The organism is Pseudacidovorax sp., assembly GCF_017991995.1.
Taxonomy (GTDB): Bacteria; Pseudomonadota; Gammaproteobacteria; order Burkholderiales; family Burkholderiaceae_C; genus Xenophilus.
Window position 1 is genome coordinate 126084 of the sequence record NZ_JAGOPN010000010.1, and the last position, 15334, is coordinate 141417.

Here is a 15334-nt window from a genome sequence, read left to right on the forward strand (position 1 = left end):
AGGAAACGGACCCGACACTTGGCGCACGCCACGATGACATCTGTGTCATGCTCTTGTCATCTACGCAAGGCCTCCATCTCCGGGTGAACGGCGTCGCGCTCCTGGCATCGTGCAGTGACCGCGCTGGGACGCCGCGGGCGTGCGATACGCCAGCAGGCGAAGTGCGTTGAAGACCACCAGCAAGGTGGAGCCCTCGTGGACGGCGACCGCCACACCGATGCCCAGGCCCATGATCGTCGCGGGCACGAGCACGGCGACGATGCCAAGGCTGACAACCACGTTCTGCCGAATCACCGCGCGGGTGTGTCGGCTCAGCCCCACGGCGAAGGGCAGATGCATCAGGTCGTCGGCCATGAGGGCGACGTCCGCGGTCTCCAGCGCCACGTCCGATCCCGCGGCGCCCATGGCGATGCCGACAGTTGCGTTGGCCATGGCGGGCGCGTCGTTGACACCGTCGCCGACCATCGCGACTTTGGTCTGCTCACGCAGCTTGCGGATGGCCTGCACCTTGTCCTCGGGCATCAGGTCGCCCCAGGCCTCGTCCAGGCCCACCTCGGCGGCCACCGCCCGGGCGACGTTCTTGTGGTCACCCGAGATCATGATCATTCGGGTGATGCCCAGGCCGCGCAGTTGCTGCAGTGCCTGGCGCGCGCCTGTGCGCGGCGTATCCAGCAGCCCGATCGCCCCCAGATCGCGCTCGCCGCGGCGCACCACCATGCTGGTGCGGCCGGCCTCGCGCAGTCGATCGATGGCCGCTTGCGCTGCGCCGCTCAGGGGCGGGACGCCATCGGTGCCGAACATCTCGGCTTTCCCGATCCACACGGTTTCGCCGTCCACACGGGCCCTGACGCCGCGGCCGATGAGGTTTTCGAGATCAGCCGCCACGAGAGGCGGCTTGGCGCCCAGGCGCTCACGCCCGTCGCGGGCGATGGCGGCTGCCAAAGGATGGTCGCTCAGGGACTCGACCGCGACGGCCACGGCGAGCAGTTCCTCATCGGTCACGCCGTCGATCGGCACCACGTCCGTGATCCGGGGCCGGCCTTCCGTGAGCGTGCCCGTCTTGTCAAAGGCCATCGCGCTGAGCGAGCCCAACTCTTCCAGCGGTGCGCCACCTTTGATCAGCACGCCACCGCGAGCGGCACGCGCGATGCCCGACAGGACGGCGCTGGGCGTGGCGATGGCCAGTGCGCAGGGGCTCGCAGCCACCAGCACGGCCATGGCGCGGTAGAAGCTGTCCCGGAAGGGCTCGTCCACGACCACCCAGGCAAACAGCAGTATCACGACGAGCGCGAGGATCGCCGGCACGAAGATGCGCTCGAACTTGTCGGTGAAGCGCTGCGTCGGGGACTTGCGCGTCTCTGCCTCGCTCACCATCCTGACCACGCGCGCCAAGGCCGAATCGCCGGAGCGGCGCGTGACCTCGATCTCGATCGCACCCGCACCGTTGATCGTGCCGGCGAACGCGCGCGAAACCGCATCCACCGTGTCAGGACGAATCCGCGCGGCGGCGGCATCGGGCACTGGCCGCTTGTCCACGGGAATGCTCTCGCCGGTGACTGGCGCCTGGTTGATGCTGGAGGAGCCATTCACCAGGAAGCCATCGGCGGGCAGGCGTTCGTTCGGGCGAACCTGCACGATGTCCCCAACCACCAGTTCTTCCACCGCGATCTCCACGGTCTGGCCATCGCGCCGGACCATGGCGGTGTCGGGCGCCAGCGCCGCCAGGGCCTCGATCGCCCGCTTGGCGCGCCCCATGGCGTAGTGTTCCAGCGCATGCCCGAGGCTGAAGAGGAATAACAGAAGGGCCCCTTCCATCCAGGAGCCGAGCGCCGCTGCACCAGCCGCGGCGACGAGCATCAGCGTATCGATCTCGAAGCGCTTGAGCCGCAGGTTATCCAGCGCTTCGCGCAGCGTGTAGAACCCGCCGAAGATGTATGCCAGGATGTAGCAGGCCACCGGCAGCCAGCCGGGTGCATCGCCCAGCAGTTTCTCGACGGCAAAACCGATCCCCAGCAACGCGCCGCAGGCCAGCGCGAAGATCAGTTCCGTGTTGGGCCCCAGCCATCCCCCGTGGCCGTGCGGGTGATCGTGTTCCTGGCCATGATCTTCTCCCGTCTCGTGCCGATGCCCTGGTTCGCCATGGCCCGCGTGGTCTCCAGAGCCTGTCTTGACCATGCCAGCCACGACGGTCACTCCAAGCCTCGCCAGCGCGCTGGTCAGCGACTGCTCGGTGAGACGTTCCCGGTCGAACTCCACATGTACCACCCCCGCGGCACTCGCCGCCGCTTCGAGCACCCCAGGCAGCGTGCGCAGACTGTCGATGACGGTCTGCGCGCGCCGCTGGTGACCGATGCCTTCGACCTGCCATTGGACATGGCCGAAACGCTCGGTGATCTTCGCGCCGGCCGCTTGCGTGATCTCGCGGATCCGCGCCAGAGGCAGCACGTCCGGGTCGTAGTGGATGCACAGTTGGGCGGGCGAGGAGCCCTCGCCGGGGCGGACATGCACCTTGTCGATGCCGGCGCGCCCTTGCAGCTCGTCGATCAATCGCCCAACGCAGGCGTCCGCAGCGTCAGGAACGCCCGGCAGGACCACCGGGATGTCGAGGCTGAGCTTGTTTGTCATGATGGATTTGGTCAAGCTGGGGAGCCGATGAAGGGCGGGAGTCCATGCATGCGCGGTCCGTACCCCATGGACGCAGGGCGCTCAGGCGCGAGTAGATGACTTCACTTCAACGTGAACCGCACGGATTGCACTGGCTTGCCCTTGAGGGCGACCTGCGCCACTGCCTTGGTGCCAGGACCGGTCTCGAAGGAACCGCGCGCTTCCAAGGCGGGACCGTTGGCCTTCATCTCCACTTCCTGCTTCGCGGTGCCGGACAGCAGCGTCAGCTTGGCCGTGGCGCCGCTGAGGTCCACCGGCTTGCCGTGGTCGCTGACATGGATGGCCAGAACGTCCTTGGCGGCCACCAGTTCGTAGCTCACGTCCTTGACGACGGTCACCACGCCGCCGTGGCGCGGCTTGGCCTCGTCGGCATGGTCGCCGGCAGCGAACGCGGCGCCGCTCAGGGCCAGGGAGGAGATGGCGAGAAATCGAGCAATGTTCATGGTCATGGAGGTCCTGTCACCTGGTTCAAGCCCCTCGGCATCACGGCCGTGCGAGGGGTTCACGGCGTTGAAGGCTCAGGCAGGTTTCGCGTCCGGCGGCCCGGCAGCCGCTGCAGCAGGCGGTCCGTCGAACACCTCTTCCTCCTCGTCCCTCGCATGCGCCAACCGGTAGAGCACCGGCAGCACCAGCAGCGTGAGCGCGGTAGAGGACAGGATGCCGCCGATCACCACGGTCGCCAGCGGGCGCTGCACCTCGGCGCCCGTTCCCGTGGCGATGGCCATCGGCACGAAGCCCAGCGATGCCACCAGCGCCGTCATCAGCACCGGGCGCAGGCGGGTGATCGCTCCCTCGTGGATGGCCGCGTCCAGGGAGCGGCCCTCCTCGCGCAGGTTGCGGATGAAGGAGATCATCACCAGGCCGTTGAGCACCGCCACGCCCGACAGGGCGATGAAGCCCACGGCCGCGGTGATCGACAGTGGAATACCCCGCAGCCAGAGGGCCAGGATGCCGCCCGTCAGCGCGAAGGGGATGCCGGTGAAGACGATCAGCCCGTCCTTGATGTTGCCGAACATGGCGAAGAGCAGGGTGAAGACCAGCAGCAGCGCCACCGGCACCACGATCTGCAGGCGTTGCGTCGCCGACTGCAGGTTCTCGAACTGCCCGCCCCAGGTCGTCCAGTAGCCCGTCGGGATCTTCACCCGTTCCTCCAGCGCGGCGGCAGCCTCCGTCACGAAGCCGCCCAGGTCGCGCCCGCGCACGTTGGCGCTCACGACGATGCGCCGCTTGCCGTTCTCGCGGCTGACCTGGTTGGGGCCGGGCGCCAGGTCGAGCATGGCGACCTCGGCCAGGGGGATGAAGCTGACGCGCGCAGAGGCAGCGCCTGCGGCACCTGGCGCGCCGGACGCGGTGGCCGGCAGTGGAATGGGCAGGCGGCGGATGGCGTCGATGTCGCCGCGCACATGTTCCGGCAGGCGCACCACGATGTCGAAGCGACGGTCTCCCTCGAACAGGGTGCCGGCCTCGCGACCGCCGATGGCGGTGGCCAGGATCTCCTGCACGTCGGCGATGTTCAGGCCGTAGCGCGTCACCTTGTCGCGGTCGATGTGGACGGTGAGCATCGGCAGGCCGGTGGTCTGTTCCACCTTGACTTCTGATGCGCCCGGGATGCCGGCAAGCACCTTCTCCACGTCCGCCGCGGTCTTGTTCAGCACGTCCATGTCGTCGCCGAAGACCTTCACGGCCACGTCGCTTCGCACGCCCGAGACCAGTTCGTTGAAGCGCAGTTGGATGGGCTGGGAGAATTCGTAGCTGTTGCCGGGAATTTTTGCGGCTTCTTCCTGCACGGCTTGCACCAACTCGGCGCGGGTGCGCCGGGGCTCGGGCCAGTCCTTCTCGGGCTTGAGCATGACGTAGCCGTCAGAGATGTTCGGGGGCATGGCGTCGGAGGCGATCTCCGCGGTGCCGGTGCGCGCGAAGATGCGCTCGATCTCCGGGAACTTGTCCTTCAGCCGCGTCTCGAGCTGCTGCTGCATCTGCACCGACTGCGTGAGGCTGGTACCGGGAATGCGCAGGGCCTGGATGGCGAAGTCGCCCTCGTTGAGGCTCGGGATAAACTCGCTGCCCAGGCGCGTGGCCAGCAGCCCGCACAGCACCACCGCGATGCCGGCAAAGGTCAGCACCACCGCCTTGGCGTCCAGGGCCCGGGCAAGCAGCGGCTCGTAGCCGCGCCGTGCCCAGCGCATCAGGCGGTTCTCCTTCTCGGTGACCTTGTTGCCGATGAACAGGGCCACGGCCGCCGGAATGAAGGTGACCGACAGGATCATGGCCCCGAGCAGCGCGATGACCACCGTCAGCGCCATCGGATGGAACATCTTCCCCTCCACGCCGGTGAGCGCGAAGATGGGCAGGTAGACGATCATGATGATCAGCTGGCCGAACAGCAGCGCCCGGCGCGCCTCCTTCGAGGCGGCGAAGACCTCGTGGAAGCGCTCGGTGCGCGTGAGCGGCCGACCATGGTGCGCCTGGGCATGCGCCAGGCGGCGCACGCAGTTCTCCACGATCACCACCGCGCCGTCGATGATGATGCCGAAGTCCAGCGCTCCCAGGCTCATCAGGTTGGCGCTGACCTTCTGGCTCACCATCCCGGTGAAGGTGAAGAGCATCGACAGGGGGATCACCATCGCGGTGATGACCGCCGCGCGCAGATTGCCCAGGAAGGCGAACAGCACCGCGATGACCAGGATGGCGCCTTCCAGCAGGTTCTTCTTGACCGTGGCGATGGCCTTGTCCACCAGCACCGTGCGGTCGTAGACCGTCACCGCCTCGACGCCTTCGGGCAGGTTGCGGTTGATCTCCTCCATCTTCTTGGCCACCGCCTGCGAGACGGTACGGCTGTTTTCGCCGATGAGCATGAAGACGGTGCCGAGCACGACCTCGCGGCCGTTGTCGGTGGCCGCGCCCGTGCGCAGCTCCTGGCCCAGCTCCACCTGCGCCACGTCGCGCACGCGCACGGGCGTGCTGCCAGCGCTGGACAGGATCACGTTCCCGATGTCCTCGACGCTGCGCACCTGGCCCGGCGCGCGGATCAGGTACTGCTCGCCGCGGCGCTCGATGTAGCCGGCACCGACGTTGGTGTTGTTGCGCTCCAGCGCGCGCACCACGTCGGCCAGCGACAGGCCGTAGGCGGCGAGCCGCTCCGGCACGGGTGCGATCTGGTACTGCTTGGCGTAGCCCCCGATGGTGTTGATCTCGGTGACGCCGGGCACGTTGCGCAACTGCGGCTTGATGACCCAGTCCTGGATCTCGCGCAGGTCGGTGGACGTGTAGGGCGTGCCGTCGGGCTTCGTCGCGCCTTCCCCGGCCTCTACGGTCCACAGGAAGATCTCACCCAGGCCGGTGGAGATCGGCCCCGCCACCGGATGGATGCCGTCGGGCAGCTGGCCGGTGGTGGTCTGCAGCCGCTCGTTGACCAACTGGCGAGCGAAATAGATGTCGGTGCCGTCGCGGAAGATCACCGTCACCTGCGACAGGCCGTAGCGCGAAAGCGAACGGGTTTCCTGCAGGCCCGGCAGCCCGGCCATCACGGTCTCGATGGGATAGGTGACACGCTGCTCGGTCTCCAACGGCGAATAGCCCGGCGCTGCGGTGTTGATCTGGACCTGGACGTTGGTGATGTCCGGCACTGCATCGATGGGCAGGCGCTGGTAGTTGTAGACGCCCAGCGCCGCCATGGCCAGCACAGCCAAAAGCACCAGCCATCGCTGCTCGATGGCAAAGCGGATGATTCTCTCGAACATGGTCGCGTCATCCGCCTCAGTGGGTGTGCGTGGCAGAGCCCTTGCCCTGCTCCGACTTGACGACAAAGCTGCCGGCGGCGGCGTAGCTGCTGCCTGCCTTCAGCCCACCCAGCACCTCGACGCGCTTGCCGTCGGAGCGACCCAGCTGCACCGGCTGGGCCACGAAGCCGCCTGGCACCTTGAGGAACACCACCGGCCGGTCCTCCACCGTCTGGATCGCCGATGACGCCACCGTGACCGGCGCGGCCACCTCCTCGGCCACCACCTCGATGTTCACGAACAGGCCAGGGCGCCAGGCGCCCTGCGGGTTGGCCAGGGTGACGCGGGCGCGGGCCGTGCGCGTCTGCTCGCCGATGAGCGAGCCGACATAGGCCACCGTGCCGCTGGCACTGGCGTCGAAGGCGCCGGAGCGCACGACCGCCTTCTCGCCCACGCGCACCCGGGGCAGCTCCCGCGCGGGGATGCTCATCTCGGCCCAGACGGTGGACAGATCGGAGATGGTAAACACCTGCGTGTCCTCGCGTACCGCCTCGCCCAGGGCGATGTGCTTCTCAACCACGACACCGTCGAAGGGTGCCCTTAGCTCGACGCGCCCGAGGGAGCTGCTGCCCGGCGAAGCGCCAAGCGTCAGCAGTTTCTGGTTGGCGTTGGCCGCGGCGATCTCAGCCTCGCGCAGCGCCTGGCGCGCCTGCAGCACATCCTGCTCCGGGGAGATCTTCTCCTCCCACAGTTTCTTCTCGCGCTCGTAGGTGGTCCGGGCCAGTTCCTTGCGCTGCAGGGCGGATTGCAGTTCGGCGCGGGTCTCGGAGACGGCGCTGCTGGAGATCACCGCCAGCACCTGCCCCTTCCTGACCTGCTGCCCCAGGTTGGCGCCCACGCTGTCGACCACGCCCGCCACGCGCGGGACGATGTGCGCAGTGCGGTCCTCGTTGAAGCGGATCTCGCCGGGCAGTTGCAGGCCGCCGTGGATAGTGGCTGGTGCCGCGCTGTCCAGCGTGATGCCGGCGGAGCGGATCTGCGCATCGCTCATGGCCACCTTGCCCTCGTCGCGGGTGAAGGCGAAGAGATAGCTCTCGCGGGATGTCTGCACCTCGACCGTGGCTTCGAAGTTGTGCGGCTCGGCCACCGGTTGCTCGCTGGTAAGCACGCCCTGTTGGGGCTGGAGCCGGAATTCCTGCTTCTCGCCGCTGGGGCGTGTCAGGGCGATCACCACTGTGGCGCCTGCCGCATCGGCAGGCTGGTTCTTCTCGAAGGTCCAGGCCTTGAAGCGCGGCTCGCCGCCTTCCTCGCTCAGCAGCAGCTCCAGAGAGAAGTCGCCATCGGCAAAGAGCTGGCCGCCGTGCGGTCCCTTGGGTGCCTGCTCTTCGGCATGGCCGGCTTCACCTCCTCCCTCACCGTGGGCATGACCGTGACCGTCGTCACCTTCCTTGGCCCCGGCGGCGTGGTCGCCGTGGCTGTCCGCTGCGGGTTTGCCGCCCGTCTGGGTGAGGATGAGCACCCCGGCGATGACGCCCAGCACGAGCAGCACGGCGATGGCGACGAGTTGCCTGGACCGCGAGGCCCCCCTGCCCTGCGGCTGCGGCGATGGATTGGGATTCATGGACGTTCCTTGGAAAGCGTGGAAGGAGGCGTGCCGGGAGCACCGAGCAGGCGCTGCAGGTCGGCCGCTGCCTGATGAGCCTGGGCCAGAGCCCGCAGGTACTGCGACCTGGACTGCAGCAGGGTGCGCTGCGCGTCCAGCGCTTCGAGGTAGCTGAACTTGCCCAGCTCGAAGCCCTTGGTGGCTGCGTCGAAGGCGCTTTGCGCACCGGGCAGCACCTCCTCGCGCAGCGTGTTGACCTCGGCCAGGGCCGTCTCGAAACGCTGACGCGCGGCCGTGGCTTCCGAGCGAACGCGCAACTCGGCGGCCTGCGCGAGGTCTTCGGCCTTGTCCAGCCGGCGCAGGGCCTCCTGCAGGTTGCCCCGGCTCGTGTCGAAGATCGGCAGTGGAATGGAGATGCCGACGACGGCCTGGTTGCGCGCCAGTTCCTGCTCGCGCTTGGCGCCGACGGTGAGCGTGACGTCCGGGATCCGTTTGGCACGCTCCAGCTCGGCCAGCGCCTGCAGGCGGCGTGCGTCCAGGCGAGCCTCCCTGACAGCGGGTGCCGAGTCCACGCGGGACGATACTTCCTCGGCGGCCGGCAGCGCCTGGATGTTCAGCGCATCACCGTCCACCCGGCCGATCTCTGGACCGGGGCCGATGGCGGCGCGCAACTGGCTCAGCGCGGTGCGCAGTTCGCCCTGCGCCTGCACCCGCTCGAGACGCACGCCAGCCTCGGCCACGCGTGCCTTGGTTTCCTCCACCGGCGACACCTTGCCCGCCGTCACCCGCTTGCTGGCTGCATCCCGGCCGCGCTGCGCGAGGTCGAGCGAGGCCTGTGCCAGGGTCAGGCGCTCCTGGGCCACCAGCGCCGCGAAGAAGGCCGACGTGACGCTGGCCTCGAGATCGGTCTTCCGCGCATCGAGCTGGCTGCGCGCGATGTCAATGGCACGCTCGGCCGCCTCGATGCGCGCGCTGCGCTTGCCGCCCAGTTCGATGGGCTGGCTCAGGGTCAGCGTCGTGGTGCGCGTCTCGCGCCGCTGATCCTCCCACTGCGCTTCGAGGGTGGGATTCGGCAGGGCGCCGGCTTGAACCCGGGCTCCTTCGGCTGCTTCCAGTTCATGGCGCGCTGCAGACAGCTCGGGGTTGGTCTGCCGCGCCTGCAGCATGGCCTCGGCGAGGGTCAGCGCCGCTGCCTGTCGGGCCGGCACCTGCGACGCTGGCATATTCGTCTGGGCTGCCGTAGGGCAGCCCGCGAGCGCCAGGATCGCCCACGCGATCGGCGCCAAGTTCCTGTACATCGGGTTCTCCAGTCAAGAGGGGACAGAAAGGCCGATGCAGCAGCTCTGGGGGAAGTGTCGAAGGATGTGGAGCGCTGCACCGTTCAGGCGGTGCGGCGCCATTTGGGGCGTTCGATGTCGCGAGGTTGATCGCTGCTGTACCGCGCCAGCGTGATCGTGGCAAAGACATGCGAAGTCGACTCGGCCACGTGATCGGTGGTCAAAGGCAATGCCTGCAGGGTCAGACCGTGGCATGCCGTGCAGTCAAGATCCTCACTCGGGCCGGACGGATCATCCAACTGGTCTTGGGCCGCCGCGGAGGCGTCGGATGCGGCACGGTCGTGCTGGTGTGTGTGATGGCCGAGGTGGCTCGCTCCCGGCGCCGCCTCGTGGCGACAGTAAGGCGCGGCTGCCGACCATGCCCATTGCCACGGCAAAGCAGCAAGGAGGAAGACGAGAAGCCAGCGGCGCATGGGCGAGTGCGATTGAGTTGATGGCGGCAAGGCGATCGCCAGGAGCGCTTGCTGCGCATGGTCGGGTCCAGATTCCAGGCAGCGGGCTGTTCACCTCAACGCCGCACGGACCATGCTAGTGGGCGAGATGGCCGCTTATCTAACGGGAAAATTACAAGTCTGTCATCTTGGATTCGACAGCCTATGGTCGTGCCTCAGCTGGCAACTGTCGTCAAGCATGACGATGACAAGCTCGTTCTCCCAGCGTCGCCCTGCAGCAAGTGCTCAATGCCAGCCTGCGCACCCAGATCGATTCCCTCTGGTGGGACGGCTTCGTGAGCTACTTCGTCGGCACGGTGGCGATGCTGGTCGTCGCGCCGGCCGGCCTGGGAGCGGGAGGCCATAGCTGGGTCGCCTGGACAGGCGGCCTGTTCGGGGCCATCTTCATTGCCATCGCGATCCTGATGGCGCCGCGCCTGGGTGCGACGATGGTGCTGGCATCGCCGCCGTGGGGCAGTTGCAGCTGCTGCAGCCTTTCATGGGGTTCGGCGGGGCCGCCGTGCTACCCCACGAAAAGGTGAGCTGGACGATGCTGGTGGCGACGCTGGTCGCCGTGATCTGTGCGCCTTCGTGCTACGCGCGGCCCTGAACATGGGGAACCCAGTGCTGGCGCACAGCCGCTCGCATCCGAGCGCCCGCCGGCGTGACCATCGATCTCGCACGCATCCTGGCCGGCCGACTGGGGCTGACACTCCAACTGCTGGAGTTCGACACGCCCGGCGCCGCGGGCGCAGCGCTGAGTTCGGGCGCCGCCGACATCGGGTTCCTGGCGGTCGATCCCGTTCGCGCCCAAAAACTGCGCTTCACCTCGCCCTATGTGCGCATCGAAGGCGCCTACCTCGTTCGCGAATCCTCGCCCTTAGTCACCAACGAAGATGTGGACCGACCCGGCATCCGCGTGGTTGTCGGCACGGCCAGCGCGTATGCCCTGTTCCTGGAACGTCATCTCTCGCAGGCGAAACTCGTCGAGGTGCCCAGGCCGAGCAGGTGGCAGACGCCTTCGCCGCCGACTCGAGCTTGAACGTGGCCGCCGGCGTCCGGCAGCAACTGCACGCCGATGCCATTCGGTTGCCTGGAATGCGGCCACTGCCGGGCGCCTTTATGACTATCGAGCAGGCGATGGTCCTGCCGCGTGACCGCAGCGAGCCTGCAGCGCGGTTCATCGAGACCTCTATCACCGAACAGCGCTGCAGCGGCATGGTCGCCGATGCGCTTGAACGCCATGGGATCGAGGGAGCCATGGTCGCAGACGCGTAGTCTTACGGTGTCATGGATTTCCGATCGAACCTTCTCGACTTCGGGCCGGTTGATCGATGCATGCAGTCGCGCACTGGCTACACGGAGCCGCGACTGCCTCAGCCATCCAGCCCGCCCAAGCACAGGTACTTGATCTCGAGGAACTCCTCGATCCCGTACTTCGAGCCCTCGCGCCCCAGCCCCGACTGCTTGACGCCGCCGAAGGGCGCCTCGGCGGTGGAGATCAGGCCGGTGTTCGCGCCGACGATGCCCGACTCCAGCTGCTCGGCCACGCGCCAGATGCGGCCCACGTCGCGGGTGTAGAAGTAGGCGGCCAGGCCGAACTCGGTGTCGTTGGCCATCGCGATGCCCTCGGCCTCGGTGTCGAAGGCGAAGACGGGCGCCAGCGGACCGAAGCTCTCCTCGCGCGCGAACAGCATGTCCTGCGTAGCACCGGCCACCACCGTCGGCTCGTAGAACAGGCCGCCCAGCGCATGGCGCCTGCCGCCGGTGAGCACCCGGCCGCCCTTGGCCACCGCGTCGGCCACGTGCTCCTCGATCTTGGCCACCGCCTTGTCGTCGATCAGCGGGCCCTGCGTCACGCCGGCCTCCAGCCCGTTGCCGACCTTCAGCGCGCGCACCTTCTCGACCAGCTTCGCGGTGAAGGCCTCCAGCACGCCGCGCTGCACGTAGATGCGGTTGGCGCACACGCAGGTCTGCCCGGTGTTGCGGTACTTGGAGATCATCGCGCCCTCGACCGCCGCATCCAGGTCCGCGTCGTCGAACACCAGGAAGGGCGCGTTGCCGCCCAGCTCCAGCGAGAGCTTCTTGACCGTGTCAGCCGACTGCTTCATCAGCGTACGGCCCACCTCGGTGGAGCCGGTGAAGGTGAGCTTGCGCACGATCGGGCTGGCCGTCATCTCGCCGCCGATGGCGCTGGCCGAGCCGGTGAGCACCGACAGCAGCCCGTCGGGCAGGCCGGCGCGCTGCGCCAGCTCGGCGAAGGCCAGGGCGGAGAAGGGCGTCTGCGTGGCCGGCTTGACCACCATCGCGCAGCCGGCGGCCAGCGCCGGGCCGGCCTTGCGCGTGAGCATGGCGGTGGGGAAGTTCCAGGGCGTGATGGCGGCGGTGACGCCGATCGGCTGCTTGAGCGCCAGGATGCGCTTGTCGGCGCCGGGCGCGGGGATGGTGTCGCCGTACACCCGGCGCGCCTCCTCCGCGAACCATTCGATGAAGGAGGCCGCGTAGGCGATCTCGCCCTTGGCCTCGGCCAGCGGCTTGCCCTGCTCGCTGGTCATGATCAGCGCCAGGTCGTCGGTGTTCGCCAGCATCAGGTCGTTGAGCCTGCGCAGGATGGCGCTGCGCTCCTTGGCCGGGCGCGCGGCCCAGGCGCGCCAGGCGCCCTCGGCCGCCTCGATGGCGCGCCGCGTCTCGGCCGCGCCGCACACCGGCACGGTGCCGATGGTCTCGCCGGTGGCGGGGTTGGTCACCGCGATCGTCTTGCCTTCGTCGGCGTCGATCCATGCGCCGGCCAGAAAGGCCTGCTGGCGGAAGAGGGAAGGGTCCTTCAGGGGGAGTGCGCTCACGAGTCCGGGTTCCATGTCTGTTCTTTACTGCGGCTCGATGCCGAGGCCCTTGAGCGTGCGCGCCCAGAACGCCGTTTCCTTGTTCACTTCCTCGCCGAACATCCCAGGCGGCAGCGGCGCGGGATCGTTGCCGAGCTTGTCGCGCAGCACGGCCTGGGCATCCGCGCGGGCGAGCACGCGGTTGACGTCGTTGGTAATGCGAGCGAGTACGTGGTCCGGGGTACCTGCCGGCGCGATGATCCCGGTCCACACTTGAGGAATGAAGCCCTGGTAGCCTTCCTCTTTCACGGTGGGCAGGTCGGGCAGATCGGAGAAGCGGTGCTCGGAGACGGCCGCCAGCAAACGGACCCGACCCGCCTTCGCTTGCTCCTTGAGCACCTGGGCGCCACCCCACACCAACTGCACGTCGTTGCGGATCAGCGCCGTGTTGTGTTCTGCCGCACCTTTGTACGCGACCGGCGTGAGATCCATGTGCAGTCCCTGCTTCAGCACCTCCATGCCGATGTCGATGATCGACGTACGCCCCAGTCCGGCATAGTTCATCGTCCCCGGCCGGGCACGGCTGAGCGCGGCGAACTCACGCAGGTTCGGAACTGGCACCTTGTTGTTGGTGGCCAGAACGATACGCAGAATCGCCAGGCGCGCCACCGGCTTCAAATCGCGGCCGATGCGGAAGTTGGCATTGCGATCAATGAGCGGCGCGATCACCAGTGACGATCCCGTCAACAGCAGAGTGTGCCCGTCGGCCGGCTGCTTGGACACGTAGTCGGCCGCCACCACGCCACCGGCACCCGGGCGGTTCTCCACGATGACGGGCTGCCCCCATTCCGCCTCAAGCCATTGAGCCACCTGGCGCGCCAGGATGTCGGTCGCCGAACCCGGACCCAGCGGCACCACCAGCTTGACCGGCATGGAGGGAAATTCCGCTGCCGGCGCGCAGATCGCCACGGCCATCGCGGCGCAGGCGACCAGCCCTCTCAAGAATTGCTTCAGCATCGCGCAATGTCTCCTTGTTCTACGTCGATGGAGGCGCGGGATCCTGTGGTTGCTGCGCCTCTGCGAGATATTCGTTGGCCCATCGGAAGGCCTGGCTGCCGGTGGGCAGGCCGCAATAAATCACCAACTGGAGCAAAACCTCCTGGATTTCCTCGTGCGTCGCGCCGTTGCGTAGCGCCCCTCCCACATGGGCCTTGAATTCGACCGGCTTGTTCTGCACCGCCAGCAAGGCCAAGCAGACCAAACTGCGAATCTTCCACGACACGCCCTCGCGCGACCACAATTCACCCCAGCAATAGCGCATGGCGAGTTCGTTCAGCGGCTGCGAGAAGCTGGTACGCGCCGCGGTGCTGCTCGCCACATGGGTCTCGCCCATCACGAATCGCCGGTTGGCCACACCCTTTTCGTAGAGCGGGTCGTTCATGCCGACTGCTCCTCTTCGAGCATGTGCTCCAGCGCGCCATGCAGGCTGGGACGCAGCTTGGCGTAGTCCTCGATGACCGGGAAATGGCCCAGCCCCTCGATCAGCGTGAACTGGGCGCCGGGGATCGCCTCAGCCACCTGCCGGGAGACGTCAGGCAGCGCCGAATAGTCATAGTCGCCCGAGATGATCGATACCTTGCAGCGGCGCGTATCGATGTCCTTGAGTTGGGCACGCACGTCGAACTCCCGCCCGAAGGCGGTATCGCCGGCATAGACACCCGGCCCGCCCTGAGCGTAGTACCACCAATTCTCTCGCCGGGCCTCCTCCGGACTCAGAGGCGAATTCAGCCCGTACGTATAGCTGGCAGCGAACTCGCCGCCGTGGATCGCGGGGTGGTGCAGGAAGTCGTTGTGGCGGCCGATGCCATGGGCCACGCTTTGCAGGCCGATGACGCCGCGAAGCTCCTCGCCATGATCCACCGCCAGTTGCAGCACCACGAAGCCGCCGATGGAGCAACCCAGCAGGATGGGGCGTTCCAGTTCCAGCGCCCGATAGACCTCGCGGATGCAGCCCACGTAGAGACGACGAGTGAGTTCGTACTTGCGCAGCCACCAGCCCGCGGGAGGATTCGAGCGCCCGTGGTAAGGCAGGTCGAATGCAATGACGCGAAAGCGCTGGGTGACTTCGCGGTCGTTGAGCAGGTGTCGCCACTGGCGGCTGTCGGCGCCGGCAGTGTGCAGGCACAGCAGCGGAATGCCCTGCCCCGCTTCCTCGTAGAAGATCCGGTAGGCGACACCATCGACCTCGATACCGAAGTAGCCGCCGCGGATAGGTTCGAAGCGGCTCATTGCGGCTGCCCCTGGATCTGCATCAGCTCGAGCAGCCGGGTCATGGAGCGCGCGTTCTGTGCGAACAGCAGGGTGTCGCCCTCCATTTCGAACTCATCCACGCGCATTGCCATGGCAAAGACGCTGTTGTATAGCGGGGGCGCCGGCCGGGAGAAGAACTTGTCCCACACGGCATCCGGCGCACGGAAGCCGAAGTCGACGCGCCAGTCCAGCTTCTTGCCATGGCGCACGTCCACGACCTTGCCGTGCTGGAGTACGAGGTGGTGGCGCTGCGCGCCGAAAGCGAAGGCGACCGTGGCATTCAGATGCTGCCCCACCAGATCCATCTCGGGATCGTCGTTGATGCACTGAGCGACCTGGCGGAACCAGGCCGCGTCGCGCGGTGGAAGGCCACCCGCGTTTGATAGTGATTCAGAAGATTGCATACCGCCAGCGTAGGCAGCGGAGAGCAACCGCGCCAGCGAGAAAT

13 protein-coding genes and 2 pseudogenes are annotated in these 15334 nt (G+C 67.5%); 4 read left to right on the plus strand and 11 right to left on the minus strand.

The window, feature by feature from the left end; all coding sequences use genetic code 11:
- Positions 1-60 precede the first annotated feature (60 nt).
- The 6 genes from KBC94_RS15180 to KBC94_RS15205 all read right to left on the minus strand — a co-directional run bounded on the left by KBC94_RS15180 (position 61) and on the right by KBC94_RS15205 (position 9736).
- Positions 61-2625, minus strand: a complete 2565-nt coding sequence (locus tag KBC94_RS15180; protein ID WP_294371833.1) for a heavy metal translocating P-type ATPase — start codon at positions 2623-2625, stop codon at positions 61-63.
- 101 nt (positions 2626-2726) lie between these two features.
- Positions 2727-3170 carry a hypothetical protein gene (locus KBC94_RS15185; protein ID WP_366934712.1) on the minus strand — a complete coding sequence of 148 codons (444 nt, stop codon included), beginning with the start codon at positions 3168-3170 and terminating at the stop codon, positions 2727-2729.
- Between the two features lie 12 nt (positions 3171-3182).
- Entirely contained in the window at positions 3183-6404 is a 3222-nt protein-coding gene (locus tag KBC94_RS15190) for a CusA/CzcA family heavy metal efflux RND transporter (protein WP_294371615.1), read from the minus strand.
- A gap of 16 nt (positions 6405-6420) precedes the next feature.
- Positions 6421-8004, minus strand: a complete 1584-nt coding sequence (locus KBC94_RS15195) for an efflux RND transporter periplasmic adaptor subunit (RefSeq protein ID WP_294371617.1) — start codon at positions 8002-8004, stop codon at positions 6421-6423.
- The gene (locus KBC94_RS15200; RefSeq protein ID WP_294371619.1) at positions 8001-9284 is read right to left on the minus strand and encodes a TolC family protein; all 1284 of its coding nucleotides are present in this window, start codon (positions 9282-9284) and stop codon (positions 8001-8003) included. Before KBC94_RS15200 ends, KBC94_RS15195 begins: the two co-directional genes overlap by 4 nt.
- A gap of 83 nt (positions 9285-9367) precedes the next feature.
- Entirely contained in the window at positions 9368-9736 is a 369-nt protein-coding gene (locus KBC94_RS15205) for a hypothetical protein (protein ID WP_294371622.1), read from the minus strand.
- A 260-nt stretch (positions 9737-9996) separates the two neighbouring features.
- Between KBC94_RS15205 and KBC94_RS15210 the strand changes: the two are divergent.
- The 4 genes and pseudogenes from KBC94_RS15210 to KBC94_RS28885 all read left to right on the plus strand — a co-directional run.
- Positions 9997-10155 (plus strand): annotated as a pseudogene (locus tag KBC94_RS15210) (DMT family transporter); the annotation flags it as partial.
- A 56-nt stretch (positions 10156-10211) separates the two neighbouring features.
- Positions 10212-10364: pseudogene (locus KBC94_RS15215) on the plus strand (EamA/RhaT family transporter); the annotation flags it as partial.
- 54 nt (positions 10365-10418) lie between these two features.
- Positions 10419-10796, plus strand: coding sequence for a transporter substrate-binding domain-containing protein (locus KBC94_RS28880; protein WP_316702597.1), 378 nt, complete (start codon positions 10419-10421; stop codon positions 10794-10796).
- Between the two features lie 2 nt (positions 10797-10798).
- Positions 10799-11032: a hypothetical protein gene (locus KBC94_RS28885; RefSeq protein WP_366934713.1), complete on the plus strand. Its 234-nt coding sequence runs from the start codon at positions 10799-10801 to the stop codon at positions 11030-11032.
- Positions 11033-11130: 98 nt separating this feature from the next.
- On the opposite strand, the gene KBC94_RS15225 is transcribed toward KBC94_RS28885, so the two are convergent.
- The 5 genes from KBC94_RS15225 to KBC94_RS15245 are packed head-to-tail and all read right to left on the minus strand — an operon-like array spanning position 11131 to position 15317.
- A complete protein-coding gene (locus KBC94_RS15225) occupies positions 11131-12612 on the minus strand; it encodes an NAD-dependent succinate-semialdehyde dehydrogenase (RefSeq protein WP_294371623.1) in 1482 nt (493 codons plus the stop codon).
- A gap of 9 nt (positions 12613-12621) precedes the next feature.
- A complete protein-coding gene (locus KBC94_RS15230) occupies positions 12622-13593 on the minus strand; it encodes a tripartite tricarboxylate transporter substrate binding protein (RefSeq protein ID WP_294371628.1) in 972 nt (323 codons plus the stop codon).
- A 19-nt stretch (positions 13594-13612) separates the two neighbouring features.
- Positions 13613-14017: a carboxymuconolactone decarboxylase family protein gene (locus KBC94_RS15235; RefSeq protein WP_294371630.1), complete on the minus strand. Its 405-nt coding sequence runs from the start codon at positions 14015-14017 to the stop codon at positions 13613-13615.
- Positions 14014-14865 (minus strand): alpha/beta hydrolase, encoded by an 852-nt coding sequence (locus KBC94_RS15240; protein ID WP_294371632.1) that lies wholly within the window; start codon positions 14863-14865, stop codon positions 14014-14016. The genes KBC94_RS15235 and KBC94_RS15240 overlap by 4 nt, the downstream gene beginning before the upstream one ends.
- Positions 14862-15317 carry a hypothetical protein gene (locus KBC94_RS15245; RefSeq protein ID WP_294371634.1) on the minus strand — a complete coding sequence of 152 codons (456 nt, stop codon included), beginning with the start codon at positions 15315-15317 and terminating at the stop codon, positions 14862-14864. Before KBC94_RS15245 ends, KBC94_RS15240 begins: the two co-directional genes overlap by 4 nt.
- Positions 15318-15334: the final 17 nt, after the last annotated feature.

Excerpts from the sequence above, each read along its gene's own strand:
- KBC94_RS15180 (WP_294371833.1), bottom strand. The coding sequence starts at position 2,625 with ATGACAAACAAGCTCAGCCTCGACATCCCGGTGGTCCTGCCGGGCGTT.
- KBC94_RS15190 (WP_294371615.1), bottom strand. The coding sequence starts at position 6,404 with ATGTTCGAGAGAATCATCCGCTTTGCCATCGAGCAGCGATGGCTGGTG.
- KBC94_RS15195 (WP_294371617.1), bottom strand. The coding sequence starts at position 8,004 with ATGAATCCCAATCCATCGCCGCAGCCGCAGGGCAGGGGGGCCTCGCGG.
- KBC94_RS15200 (WP_294371619.1), bottom strand. The coding sequence starts at position 9,284 with ATGTACAGGAACTTGGCGCCGATCGCGTGGGCGATCCTGGCGCTCGCG.
- KBC94_RS15205 (WP_294371622.1), bottom strand. The coding sequence starts at position 9,736 with ATGCGCCGCTGGCTTCTCGTCTTCCTCCTTGCTGCTTTGCCGTGGCAA.
- KBC94_RS15225 (WP_294371623.1), bottom strand. The coding sequence starts at position 12,612 with ATGGAACCCGGACTCGTGAGCGCACTCCCCCTGAAGGACCCTTCCCTC.
- KBC94_RS15230 (WP_294371628.1), bottom strand. The coding sequence starts at position 13,593 with ATGCTGAAGCAATTCTTGAGAGGGCTGGTCGCCTGCGCCGCGATGGCC.
- KBC94_RS15235 (WP_294371630.1), bottom strand. The coding sequence starts at position 14,017 with ATGAACGACCCGCTCTACGAAAAGGGTGTGGCCAACCGGCGATTCGTG.
- KBC94_RS15240 (WP_294371632.1), bottom strand. The coding sequence starts at position 14,865 with ATGAGCCGCTTCGAACCTATCCGCGGCGGCTACTTCGGTATCGAGGTC.